The sequence below is a fragment of the Bradyrhizobium sp. 6(2017) genome (assembly GCF_011058295.2).
In the GTDB taxonomy this organism is placed as follows: domain Bacteria; phylum Pseudomonadota; class Alphaproteobacteria; order Rhizobiales; family Xanthobacteraceae; genus Bradyrhizobium; species Bradyrhizobium septentrionale.
On sequence record NZ_CP049289.2, the window covers coordinates 3284743 to 3297028 of the forward strand.

Genomic DNA, 12286 nt, shown 5'->3' on the forward strand with positions numbered 1-12286 from the left:
GGCGATGGCCTTCACTGATATTTTCATCAAGCGCCCGGTGCTGTCGGTCGTCGTCAGCCTGCTGATCCTGCTGATCGGCTTGCGCGCGGCGATGGTGCTGCCGATCCGGCAATATCCGAATCTCTCGAACACCGTCGTGACGATCACCACGTCATATCCCGGTGCGTCGCCGGAGCTGATCAACGGCTTCATCACGACGCCGATCGAGCAGGCGGTCGCGTCGGCTGAAGGCGTCGACTACATGACGTCGAACTCGGTGCTCGGCACCTCGACGATCCAGGTCTACGTCAAGCTCAACCACGATCCGAACCAGGCGCTGACCGAGGTGCTCGCCAAGGTCAACTCGGTCAAATATTTGATCCCGAAGGAAGCGTTCGATCCGGTCGTGAGCAAGGCGACCGGTGACACCATCGCGGTGATGTATCTCGGATTCTCCAGCGAAGAGCTGACCGGATCGGCGATCTCCGACTATCTGACCCGCGTCGTGCAGCCGGTGCTCTCGACGGTCGACGGCGTCGCCTCGGCCGACATCCTGGGCGGCCAGACCTTCGCGATGCGCGTCTGGCTCGATCCGACCCGCATGGCCGGACGCGGCGTGTCGCCCAACGACGTTGCCGCCGCAATCGCCGCCAACAACTTCCAGGCGGCTGCCGGCCAGACCAAGGGCTTCTTCATCGTCTCTAACGTCTCGGCCAATACCGACCTTCAGAACATCGATCAGTTCAAGCGCATGATCGTGAAGTCGAAGGACGGCGGGTTCGTGCGCATCGAGGACATCGCGACGGTGGAGCTCGCGGCGCAGAGCACGGATGCCAGCGTCGCCTTCAACGGCGAGCATGCGATCTTCATCGGCATCAAGGCGACGCCGCAGGGCAACCCGCTGACCCTGGTGCAGGGCGTGCGGGCGCTGTTTCCCAGCCTCGAGCGCAACCTGCCGCCGTCGATGAAGATGAAGGTGGCCTATGACTCCACCAAGTTCATCCAATCGTCGATCGACGAGGTCGAGAAGACGCTCACCGAAGCGGTCCTGATCGTCGTCGTCGTCATCTTCTTGTTCCTTGCGTCGCTCCGCTCGGTGATCATCCCCGTCGTCACCATTCCGCTGTCGCTGATCGGCGTCTGCATCCTGATGCTGGCCGCAGGCTTCAGCTTCAACCTGCTGACGCTGCTGGCGATGGTGCTGGCAATCGGCCTCGTGGTCGACGACGCCATCGTGGTGGTGGAGAACATCCATCGACATCTCGAGGAGGGCCTGCCACCAGTGCAGGCATCGCTGAAAGGTGCGCGCGAGATCGTCGGTCCGGTCGTCTCGATGACGATCACGCTGGCGGCGGTGTACGCGCCGATCGGCTTCCTTGGCGGCGTCACCGGCACGTTGTTCCGCGAATTCGCCTTCACGCTGGCGGGCTCCGTGATCGTGTCGGGCGTGATCGCGCTGACGCTGTCGCCGATGATGTGCTCGGTGTTCCTCAAGAGTGCGGAAGAGGGGCGTTTCGCCAGGCTGGTCAATCGCGTGTTCGGCGCGATCACCCGCGGCTATGGCCGTCTGCTCGACCGCTCGCTCGACTATCGCCCGATCACGGCGCTGTTCGCCCTCACCATCCTCGGCCTGGTCGGCTTCCTCTATATGCACATCCAGAAGGAGCTGGCGCCGCAGGAAGACCAGGGCATCGTGTTTGCGATCACCAAGGCGCCGAAATACGCCAACATCGACTACATCGATTTCTACAGCGACAAGATGGACAAGGAGTTCCAGAAGTTCCCCGAGACCGACCTGCGGTTCATCCTGAACGGCATCACCGGTCCGCAGGGCGGCTTCGCCGGCGCACTGCTTAAGCCGTGGGACGAGCGCAAGCGGAGTGCGCAGGCGCTACAGCCGTTAATGCAGGCCGAGCTGTCCAAGATCGAGGGTGTCAGCGCGTTCGCGTTCAGTCTGCCGCCGCTACCCGGCGGACCCGGCGGTCTGCCGGTGCAGATGGTGATCAGCTCGACGGCCGGCTTCCAGCAGGTGTTCGACCAGATGAACAAGCTCAAGGATGCCGCGCGCAAGAGCGGCCTGTTCATCGTCACCGACAGCGATCTCGACTTCAACCAGCCGGTGGTCCGGGTGAAGGTCGATCGTTCCAAGGCGAGCGACCTCGGCATCACCATGCAGTCGATCGGCGGCGCGCTGGCGACGCTGCTCGGCGGCAACTACGTCAACCGCTTCAACCTGGAAGGACGCTCCTATCAGGTGATCCCGCAGGTGCCGCGCGCCAGCCGGCTCGCGCCGGAATCGTTCGACAACTACTATGTCCCGACCGCGACCGGGCAGCTGGTGCGGCTGTCGACCGTGGTTACGGTCGAGACCGGTGTCGATCCGAACGCGCTGACCCACTACAACCAGCTCAACTCGTCGACCTTCCAGGCCGTGCCGATGCCCGGCGTCTCGATGGGGCAGGCGGTGGAGTTCCTGCAGGGTGAAGCCAAGAAGCTGCCGTCCGGCTTCACCTACGACTTCCTGGCCGACTCCCGGCAATACGTCCATGAAGGCAACCAGCTGCTGGTCACCTTCGCGTTCGCCATCATCATCATCTTCCTGGTGCTGGCGGCGCAGTTCGAGAGCCTGCGCGATCCGTTCGTGATCATGATCTCCGTGCCGATGGCGATCGTCGGCGCCTTGATCCCGCTGTTCTTCGGCGTCGCCACCATGAACATCTACACCCAGGTGGGCCTGCTGACGCTGGTCGGACTGATCACCAAGCACGGCATTCTGATGGTGGAGTTCGCCAACGAGCTGCAGCTCAACGAGGGACTCGACCGTCGCTCGGCGATCGAGATGGCGGCCCGAATTCGTCTGCGTCCGATCCTGATGACGACGGCGGCCATGGTCACCGGCCTGCTGCCGCTGCTCACCGCCTCGGGCGCCGGCGCCGCCAGCCGCTTCTCGATCGGGCTCGTGGTCGTCACCGGCATGACGATTGGCACGCTGTTTACCCTGTTCGTGCTGCCGATGGTCTACACGGTGATCGCGACCGACCACCAGGCCGCGGCCCGTTCCGACCGCGCCAAGCAGATCGCCGACTACGAGCTCGGCGGTGGCGGTGCGCTCAAACCGACCTGAGTCCTCCAAGCTCATGCTCGCAGGAGAGGCGGCACTGGCGAAAGCCACTGCCGCCTTTTCTTTGTCCGGTGACGGGCATTGCCGACGGGGGCGCAGAGGCCTCTTTGGTTTGACGCGCTTTCCTCCCGCGAACCGGGAGACCACTTCGCTCGAAAACGCTATGCTCCGCACAAGATCTGGAGAAAACAGGCGAGGAAACAGGCATGGCGAGCGAGTTTGCGGCGGGCAATTACCGGTTCATTCCGGCCGTGTTTCAGTATTCAAGCGGCGCGCAGGCGAACGCGGGCTATGAGATCGAGCGGGTCCGCTTCGATCGATTGCTGCCGCTTGCGGAAGGTTTTGCGCGGATCGCGGCCTACATCCGGGATGCCGGCCGCCCGCTGACCTCGTTCTGCGCCTGCGAGTTGCGCTCGCCGGCCGCCTTCACCGAGGACGGTTTCCGCGCCTTCAACCAGCACTATGTCAAGACGCTCGCCGAATGGGGCCTGTTCGACGGCACCATCAACCCGGTGGCCCGCAGCAATGTCTGTCCCGAGATCGATCCGCCGGCCGAGCCGTCGTTCCATGCGTTCTCGTTCACGCGGCCGAGCACGAGCGCGTCCCCGTCCTTCGTAATCGCAGGTGGCGCCGAGGCACGCGGCGGCGCCGGCAGCTATCCCGAGCGCATCGTTTGCTATCGCGATCTCAGTCCCGGCGCGTGGCGGGAGAAGGTCCGCTTCACCACGGGCGAGATGGAGCGGCGTCTTGCCGAGTTCAGCTTCGGCTGGCCGGAGACGACAGCGGTGCAGGCCTACACCGTGCACGATGTCCATCCCGTGATCGTCGACGAGCTGGTCCGCCGCGGCGCCATGCGCTCGGGCCTGACCTGGCACTTCTGCCGCCCGCCGGTGGTCGATCTCGAATACGAGATGGATTGTCGGCGCGTACTGCGGGAAGTGGTGATTTAGCCGGATATCGCTCACCGACTCGCGCCATCGGTCCCGTCATCCTGAGGCGCTCGCGTAGCGAGCCTCGAAGGATCGACGGCCACCAGCGGGGCCGTGCATCCTTCGCGACGCCGCGCAAGCGCGGCTCCTCAGGATGACGGGGACGGAGTGGATGGCCCCCTAACTACATTACCGCGCCTTCGGGTCCAGCGCGTCGCGCAGGCCGTCGCCGACCAGGTTGAACGACAGCACGATCAGGAAGATCGCGAGCCCGGGCCAGATTGCCATCCATGGCGCGCTGGTGAGGAAGCGCTGCGCGGCGTTGAGCATGCTGCCCCAGGACGGCGCCGGCGGCTGCTGGCCGAGGCCGAGGAAGGAGAGTGCGGCTTCCGCAATGATCGCAGCCGCGATCGACAGCGTCGCCTGCACCAAGAGCGCCGGCAGGATGTTCGGCAGGATGTGGACCAGCGCGATGCGCCAGCGCGGATTGCCCATGGCGCGCGCCGCCTCGACATAGTCCTCGACCTTGACGCTCATGACCTGGCCGCGGGTCAGGCGGATGAAGATCGGGGTCGCCGAGACGCCGATCGCAATCATTGCGTTGCCGAGGCTTGGGCCGAGGAAGGCGGCCAGCGCGATCGCCAGGATCAGGAATGGGCAGGCCAGCATCGCATCGGTGATGCGGCCGATCAGCGCGTCGATGAAGCCGCCGCGATAGCCGGCGAGCAACCCAAGCGGCACGCCGACCGCAAGCGCGATGCTGACCGCGATGACGCCCGCGAGCAGCGAGGCGCGGGCGCCGAACATGACGCGGACGAGCACGTCGCGGCCGAGGTCGTCAGTGCCGAACCAGTGCTGCGCCGAAGGTGGCTTTCGCACCAAAGACCAGCTCGTCGCGACCGGATCATAGGGCGCGATCAGTGGCGCGAAGATTGCGAGCAGAATGAAGACTGCGATCACGGCAAGGCCGAGCACGGCGCCCTTGCGCCTGACCAGTCGCCGCCACGCGCGCCGCGCCGGGCTCTCCAGCGTCTCGGAGGCGGCAAGCGAAGCTGATGTGACGAGTGTGGCGTCGGTCATCCGATCAGCCCCGCAGCCGCGGATTGACGAGAATGTAGGCGATGTCGGCGATCAGGTTGAGCGTGATGTAGATCGTCGCGGTGGTCAGCACCACGCCCTGGACGACCGCGTAATCGCGATTGAATACGGCATCGACGATCAGCTTGCCGAAGCCGGGGATCGAGAAGATCTGCTCGGTGAGGACCGCCCCCGACAGCAGCGTGCCGAGCTCGAGCGCGCCGAGCGTGATGATCGGCGTCAGCGCGTTGCGCATCGCATGCTTGAGGATCACCGTGCGTTCAGACAGGCCCTTGGCGCGTGCGGTGCGGACATAGTCGCTCTCCAGCACCTGCAGCATGGCGCTGCGGGTATGACGCATCAGGATCGCCGCGATCGCGTTGCCGAGCACGAACGCCGGCATGATGGATGCGGCGAGGCTGGCGCGCCAGTTCTCGCTCAAAGGTACGTATCCGGAGGCCGGCAGCCAGCCCAGTTCAACGGAGAACAGGAAGATCAGCATGATGCCGAGCCAGAAATTCGGCGTCGAGATGCCCCACAGCGCGAACAAATTGGCGCCATAGTCCCAGGCGGTGCCCTTTTTCACCGCAGAGATAATGCCGGCGGGAATCCCGATCAGGAAGGCGATCACGATCGCCATGCCGGCGATCTGCATCGTCACCGGCAGCTTCTGCGTGATCAGGCTCAGCACCGGCATCTTGTTGCGCAGGGACTCGCCGAAGTCGCCTGTGAGCACGCCCTTGACCCAGTAGGCATATTGCACCGGGATCGGCCGATCGAGATGGTACTGCTGGCGGATCTGTTCGATGACGGCGGGATCGCGCTCCTCTCCCGCCATGACCAGTGCCGGATCGCCGGGCAGCAGATGCTGCAGCGAGAAGATCAGGAGCGAGACAAAGAACAGCGTCGGGACCAGCTGAACCAGCCGCTTGGCGAGGAAGTTCAGCATCGTCGGCTCCGCATCCCCTGCGCTGCGGCGGTCATTTCAATTTCAGCCCGACCACGCGCACCAATCCATCCGGCATCTGCCGGTAACCCTCGACCTTGGTGGTGTGTGCGATCAGAAGTGTGCGGTGATAGATGTAGATGATGGGTTCGTCATTGAGCACGATCTTGGCCATCTTCTCGTAGATCGCCTTGCGTTGGGCGGGATCGTTGACCAGCCGCGCCTCTTCCATCAGCCTGTCGGCTTCCGGATTGGAATAGCCGCCGTCGTTCTGCGGCGCCTTGGTGTGCAGGAAGACGTAGGAATTGCCGTCAGGATCGATACGGCCGCTCCAGTTGATCTGAAACACCTGGAATTCACCGGCCTGGGCCTGCTTGAAGGTCGTCGCAAATTCGACCACGCGGATCTTGATGTCGAAGCCCGCTTCGGCGGCCATCGACTGCACGACCTGAGCCACCGCCTCGTTCTCGGCCCCCTTGGGGATCATGTAGTCGACGGCGACGGGCAGCGTGACACCGGCTTCCTTCAGCAGCGCCTTGGCCTTGGCGACATCGCGTCCGCGGACCGGAAACGCCTTCTGGTAATAGGGATGCGTCGGGCTGACCCATTGATTGCCCGGCGTGAACTCGCCGTTGAAGACGACCTGATTGAGCGCCTCGCGATCGATCGACAGGTCGAGCGCCTGGCGCACCTTCTCCGACTGGCTGAGCGGCCCCTTGTTCTTGTCGTTCGCAACGTTGATCGTAAGGCCGAGATAGCCGAGTTCGGGCGCAGTCGACAGCACGAGCCGCTTGTCGGCGCGCACGTCCTTGATGTCGGTGGCGAGCACGCGCTCGATCAGATCGAGCCCACCGGATTTCAGGTTGGCGAGCCGCACCGTGGCGTCGACGATCGGCAGGAACACGACGCGATCGATGAAGACGTTGTCCTTGTTCCAGTAATCCTGGAATTTCTCGAACACCATGCGGTCCTGCTGCACGCGTTCAACGAACTTGTAGGGTCCCGCGCAGACCGGATGCAGGCCGAACTTGTCGCCCGCTTCCTTGACCGCCTTGGGCGAGACCATCATGCCGGCGCGGTCGGTCAGCTGCGCGATCAGCGGCGAGTAGGGCGTCTTGAGCACCAGCTTGATGGTCAGGGGATCGACGACGTCGACATGGTCGAGCGCGGCCAATTCCGGCTTGCGGAACGAGGTCGGCAGCGTGAGATGACGTTCCAGGGAGAACTTGGCGGCCTCGGCATCGAACGGCTCGCCGTCGTGGAACTTGACGCCGGGCCGGAGCTTGATCGTCATCTCCTTGCCGTCAGCGGAGGTCTCATACGACAGCGCGAGCTGTGGCACGATGTTAAGCTTCTCGTCGATGTCGAACAGCTTGTCGCAGAAGGCGGAAAAGACGATGCGGCCGACATAGGTGCGCCCGATCGAGGGATCGAGGATGTCGGGATCCTCGGCAAGGCCGATGCGCAGCGTGGTCTGGGCTTGAGCCTGGGTTTGGGCGCCCGCGCCGAGCGCGAGCAACAGCGCGGCCGCCGCCGCCAAACGAAACATCTTCATCACACCGTTCCCCATGTTCACGCGCCGACCTTAAGTCCCGACTGTACCAACCCCGGGACGTCCGGCTCCTTCCGCCGCGCCAAAGGCTGCCAGCAGTTTTTCCAGCGTCGGCGAGAAGCTGCCGTCAGACGGGACGATGGCGTCGTCCCGCGGCAGCTCTGCCGTCCGATGACACGCCGTTGCATGTCCGGTGCCATCTTCAACGAGCTGTGGCACTTCGCTGCGGCAGCGCTCGATCGCATAGGGACATCTTGTGTGGAATCGGCAGCCCGGGGGCGGATGCAGCGCACTCGGCAGCTCGCCCTGCAGCACAATCCGGCTGCGCTTTGCCTTCGGTTTAGGCACCGGGATCGCCGACAACAGCGCGCGGCTGTAAGGATGGCGCGGCGCAGCGAACAGCGCCTGCGCATCCGCGGTCTCGACGATGGTGCCGAGATTCATCACGGCGACACGGTCGGCGATGTGCTTCACGACCGCGAGATCATGCGACACGAAGACGTAGGCGAGCTTCAGGCGATCCTGCAGGTCGCGCAGCAGGTTCAGGATCTGCGAGCGGATCGAGACGTCGAGTGCCGACACCGGCTCGTCGCAGATGATCAGCTTCGGCTCGACCGCGAGCGCCCGCGCAATCGCGATGCGCTGGCGCTGGCCGCCGGAGAATTCATGCGGATAGCGGCGCGCGAAGCGTGGCTCGAGGCCGACCAGGCGCAGCAGCTCCTCGACCCGCTCGCGGCGGCGCGCCGCTGGTACCAGATCGTGCAGCGCCAGCGGCTCGGTCAGGATCTGGCTCACCGTCATGCGCGGGTTGAGCGAGGCGTAGGGGTCCTGGAAGATCAGCTGCGCGTCGCGGCGGAACGCGCGCAACTGCTCGGCATTGAGCGCGCCGAGGTCGCGGCCCTCGAAGCTGATGCGTCCGGCATCCGGCTCGATCAGCCGCAGCACCAGGCGGCTGACGGTGGATTTGCCGCAGCCGGATTCGCCGACCAGTGCCAGCGTCTTGCCGGCCTCGACCGTGAAGCTGACGCCGTCGACCGCCTTTACATGGGCGGTCGGCCGGCCGAACACCGACCGTTCCGCGACGAAATGCTTCACCAGCCCTTCGACCTCGAGCAGCACGGTCATGACACCAGCTGCTCCAACGGCGCCCTGATGCAGCGCGAGGCGTGGGTCGCGCTCAGCATCGCGAGCGGCGGCGGCGACTTGGTGCAGGCATTCTCCACGAACGGGCAGCGCGCGGCAAAGCGACAGCCCGCGGGCGGGTTCGCCATGTTCGGCACCATGCCCTCGATGGTGGCGAGATGGCTGGTGCGGCGGTCGAGCCGCGGGATCGAGCCGAGCAGGCCGACCGTGTAGGGATGCTGGGGATTGGCGAACAGCTCGTCGACCGGCGCGCGCTCGACGATCTCGCCGGCATACATCACCGCGACTTCGTCGCAGACTTCGGCCACGACACCGAGATCGTGGGTGATCAGGATGATCGCGGCGCGGCTCGCGGCCTTCAGCTCGCGCATCAGATCGAGGATCTGCGCCTGCAGCGTGACGTCGAGCGCGGTGGTCGGCTCGTCGGCGATCAGGAGCTGCGGATCGCAGGCCAGCGCCATCGCGATCATCACGCGCTGGCGCATGCCGCCGGACAGTTTGTGCGGGAACTCGTCGATGCGTTTCTCGGGCGAGGGGATATGCACGCGGCGGAGCAGCTCGATGGTGCGTTCGCGCGCCGCGCGCCGCGAGCCGCCGCGGTGGCGCAAGATGGTCTCGGCGATCTGGTCGCCGATGGTGAAGCTCGGGTTGAGCGAGGTCATCGGCTCCTGGAAGATCATCGCGAGACGATTGCCGCGCAGGTCGCGCAACGTCGCGTCCGGCACGTCGAGCAGGTCGAAGCCGTCGAAGCGGATCGCGCCGGAGACTTCGGCGGATTGTTTCGGCAACAACCCCATGATTGCAAGCGAGGTCACGCTCTTGCCGCAGCCGGACTCGCCGACCAGGCCGAGCGTGGCGCCGTTGGCGACGGAAAGATCCACGCTGTCGACGGCATGCGTCACGCGACCGTCGTCGCCGTGGAAGGCGACGCGCAGGCCCTCGATCTCGATCAGCGGACCTGCCGTCATTCGCGGCTCGCAGTTGCCGCTGCGATACCGGCGTCGATCTTGGCGCGGTCGCTGGTTCCACCCGGATTGCTCCGGGTCGGCATGAAGTTCCGGAACGGCACCCAGTGCTCGCGGCTGACCGCTTCCAGCCGCTCCAGCTCGCGCAAGGGATCGGCGTGGTCGTCGACCCGCAGGTCGAGCAGCGGCCATTCCTCTGCGCCGTGGATCAGGAGTGCCGCCGATTGCTTGCCGCGCTTGTCGCCGCCCGCCGCTTCGCCGGCGAACATCGCCGTGATCAGCCGCTCGGCGAACGGAAGCCTTTCGTTTGCAGAATACACACGCGCGGTCTCGTCAAGCACTGCGGGGCCGGCCAGCATGTTGCCGGCGATCGAGAAGCCGTCGCCCGCGATGTGGCCAAACCAGTCGATGCAGTCCTTGCCGGAATGTGCGGCGATGCGCCCCTTGCTGTCCATGACATGCACCTGCCGGCTCTCGCGGCCGCCGTCGGTCGCAAGCAGCGCCGCGATCACCTCATGCGGGCTCTTGCCCTCGCGCAGCAGCGCGAGACCGTCGATGCCGTAATAGGGATTGACCAGCGCCTGCGTCGCGACGGCGCCGATCCCGGGCGCCATGTGCGGCACCAGCGCGCCAACCGCGAAGAACCGGGTCGCGACGGCGATGCCGAGCTGGCCGGTGGCGCTGTCGCGGGCGATGATCGACCAGGTCATCCCAAACCCCTAGCGGCCGGCCGCATAACCTTGCATGCCGCGCGGGTTGGCCGCGGCGCGGCGGCGTGGGCCGACCTTCGAGGCCGCAGTGAGGCGGCCTTCCGACCAATCGGGGCCAATCTCCACCACATGGCCGCGGCGTTTCAATTCGTCGACGGTCGATTTCGGCACGCGATTTTCCAGCACCAGCACGCCGGGCCGCGAAGTGCGCGGCCAGAACGAGATCGGGAAATGCTCGGAGTGCCAGGCCGGCGCATCGATCGCCTCCTGCAGATTGAGTTTGGCGTGGACGTGGCGCAGGAAGAACTGCGTGATCCACTGGTCTTGCTGGTCGCCGCCGGGCGAGCCCCAGGAGAGATACGGCTCGCCGTCGCGCAGCGCCATGGTCGGTGACAGCGTGGTGCGGGGCCGCTTGCCCGGCGCGAGCGCGGCAGGGTGGTTCTCCTCCAGCCAGAACATCTGGGCGCGGCTGCCGAGGCAGAATCCGATCTCGGGAATCACGGGCGAGGATTGCAGCCAGCCGCCGGACGGTGTCGCCGAGATCATGTTGCCGGCCTTGTCGATGATGTCGAAATGCACGGTGTCGCCGCGCACCTCGCCGAACCGGCCGACCGTCGGCTCGCCCGCGCCCATGGCGCCGACGGCCTCGCGATGCCCCTCGGCGCGCCGCAATTTCACGACGCCGCCGAAACCTTCGAGCGAGCCGGGGCGGAAATCGAGCGAGGCATGCTCCTTCGAGATCAGCTTGCGCCGTTCGTTGTTATAGGCATCGGACAGCAGCGTTTCGATCGGGATATCGGTGAACTTGGGATCGCCATAGAATGTCTCGCGATCGGCATAAGCGAGCTTGGCGGCTTCGATCTGCAGATGGATGAAGTCGGCGCCAGCCGGATCGAGCCCGTCGAGCTCAAATCCCTTGAGTAGCGCGAGCTGCTGCAGCATCACCGGACCCTGGCTCCAAACGCCGCACTTCTGCACGGTGTAACGGCCGTAATCGTAGGTCACCGGCGCCTCGATGGTCGGCTGCCAGCGCGCCATGTCGTCGGCCGACAGCACGCCGCGATGCGGCGAGCCGGAGACGTCCATCACCTCCTGGGTGCGGCAGAACTTTTCGATCGCCTCGGCGACGAAGCCCTTCGACCAGGCCTGCCGCGCGCGCTCGATCTGCGCGACACGGTCGTGGCCTGCGCTCTCGGCCTCCTCAAGGATGCGTGTGTAGGTCTCGGCGAGCTTCTTGTTGGTGAAGATGGTGCCGGGCTTCGGCACCTCGCCGTTCGGCAAGTACACGTCGGCTGACGTGGTCCAGTATTTCCGGAACAGCTGCTCGACGGTCTGGATGGTCGCGGATGCACGCTCGACCAGCGGATAGCCGTCGCGGGCATAAGCGATCGCGGGCTCCAGCACGTCGCGAAGTTTCATCGTGCCATAGTCGCGCAGCAGCAGCATCCAGGTTTCGAACGTACCGGGCACGCAGGCGGCGAGCAGGCCGGTGCCGGGCACCATATCGAGGCCCTCGCTACGGTAGTGCGCGATGGTTGCCTTCGCCGGCGCCGGGCCCTGGCCGCAGATCACTTCGGCTTTGCCGCGCTTGACGTCGTGCACGATAACAGGCACGTCGCCGCCGGGCCCGTTCAAATGCGGTTCGACGACCTGCAGCGTGAAGGCGGTCGCGACCCCCGCATCAAAGGCGTTGCCGCCTTTCTCCAGCGCCGCCATGCCGACCGCGGTGGCGATCCAGTGCGTCGAGGTGACGACGCCGAAAGTGCCTTCGATCTCGGGCCTTGTAGTGAACGGATCGGGGTTGACGTTGCTCATGACGATTGACCGTTTGGCGGCTTGTTGGGTTTCTTGTGCGCGCGCACTT

Annotated in this window: 9 protein-coding genes; 2 read left to right on the top strand and 7 right to left on the bottom strand. The window is 65.4% G+C overall.

Translation table 11 applies throughout. The annotated features are described in order from the left end of the window. The first annotated feature begins 4 nt into the window (after positions 1-4). Positions 5-3103, top strand: coding sequence for a multidrug efflux RND transporter permease subunit (locus G6P99_RS15350; RefSeq protein ID WP_029078098.1), 3099 nt, complete (start codon positions 5-7; stop codon positions 3101-3103). A 203-nt stretch (positions 3104-3306) separates the two neighbouring features. Next, positions 3307-4050 carry a 2-amino-5-chloromuconate deaminase CnbZ gene (cnbZ, locus tag G6P99_RS15355; RefSeq protein ID WP_029078097.1) on the top strand — a complete coding sequence of 248 codons (744 nt, stop codon included), beginning with the start codon at positions 3307-3309 and terminating at the stop codon, positions 4048-4050. Between the two features lie 168 nt (positions 4051-4218). Here cnbZ and G6P99_RS15360 read toward each other — a convergent pair whose 3' ends face one another. The 7 genes from G6P99_RS15360 to G6P99_RS15390 are packed head-to-tail and all read right to left on the bottom strand — an operon-like array spanning position 4219 to position 12237. Then, the gene (locus G6P99_RS15360; RefSeq protein ID WP_029078096.1) at positions 4219-5109 is read right to left on the bottom strand and encodes an ABC transporter permease; all 891 of its coding nucleotides are present in this window, start codon (positions 5107-5109) and stop codon (positions 4219-4221) included. Positions 5110-5113: 4 nt separating this feature from the next. Next, entirely contained in the window at positions 5114-6055 is a 942-nt protein-coding gene (locus G6P99_RS15365; protein ID WP_029078095.1) for an ABC transporter permease, read from the bottom strand. A 31-nt stretch (positions 6056-6086) separates the two neighbouring features. Beyond that, positions 6087-7607, bottom strand: a complete 1521-nt coding sequence (locus G6P99_RS15370) for an ABC transporter substrate-binding protein (RefSeq protein ID WP_246709546.1) — start codon at positions 7605-7607, stop codon at positions 6087-6089. Between the two features lie 30 nt (positions 7608-7637). Continuing rightward, positions 7638-8729 carry an ABC transporter ATP-binding protein gene (locus G6P99_RS15375; protein WP_165128675.1) on the bottom strand — a complete coding sequence of 364 codons (1092 nt, stop codon included), beginning with the start codon at positions 8727-8729 and terminating at the stop codon, positions 7638-7640. Beyond that, on the bottom strand, positions 8726-9715 hold the full coding sequence (locus G6P99_RS15380; protein ID WP_029078092.1) for an ABC transporter ATP-binding protein: 990 nt from the start codon (positions 9713-9715) through the stop codon (positions 8726-8728). Before G6P99_RS15380 ends, G6P99_RS15375 begins: the two co-directional genes overlap by 4 nt. Then, a complete protein-coding gene (locus G6P99_RS15385) occupies positions 9712-10422 on the bottom strand; it encodes a DUF1028 domain-containing protein (protein WP_029078091.1) in 711 nt (236 codons plus the stop codon). Before G6P99_RS15385 ends, G6P99_RS15380 begins: the two co-directional genes overlap by 4 nt. Positions 10423-10431: 9 nt before the next feature. Then, a complete protein-coding gene (locus tag G6P99_RS15390) occupies positions 10432-12237 on the bottom strand; it encodes a gamma-glutamyltransferase family protein (protein WP_029078090.1) in 1806 nt (601 codons plus the stop codon). Positions 12238-12286: the final 49 nt, after the last annotated feature.

Bases quoted from the DNA above. Each gene is read 5' to 3' on its own strand.
- G6P99_RS15350 (WP_029078098.1), top strand. From the start codon at position 5: ATGGCCTTCACTGATATTTTCATCAAGCGCCCGGTGCTGTCGGTCGTC.
- cnbZ (WP_029078097.1), top strand. From the start codon at position 3,307: ATGGCGAGCGAGTTTGCGGCGGGCAATTACCGGTTCATTCCGGCCGTG.
- G6P99_RS15360 (WP_029078096.1), bottom strand. From the start codon at position 5,109: ATGACCGACGCCACACTCGTCACATCAGCTTCGCTTGCCGCCTCCGAG.
- G6P99_RS15365 (WP_029078095.1), bottom strand. From the start codon at position 6,055: ATGCTGAACTTCCTCGCCAAGCGGCTGGTTCAGCTGGTCCCGACGCTG.
- G6P99_RS15370 (WP_246709546.1), bottom strand. From the start codon at position 7,607: ATGAAGATGTTTCGTTTGGCGGCGGCGGCCGCGCTGTTGCTCGCGCTC.
- G6P99_RS15375 (WP_165128675.1), bottom strand. From the start codon at position 8,729: ATGACCGTGCTGCTCGAGGTCGAAGGGCTGGTGAAGCATTTCGTCGCG.
- G6P99_RS15380 (WP_029078092.1), bottom strand. From the start codon at position 9,715: ATGACGGCAGGTCCGCTGATCGAGATCGAGGGCCTGCGCGTCGCCTTC.
- G6P99_RS15385 (WP_029078091.1), bottom strand. From the start codon at position 10,422: ATGACCTGGTCGATCATCGCCCGCGACAGCGCCACCGGCCAGCTCGGC.
- G6P99_RS15390 (WP_029078090.1), bottom strand. From the start codon at position 12,237: ATGAGCAACGTCAACCCCGATCCGTTCACTACAAGGCCCGAGATCGAA.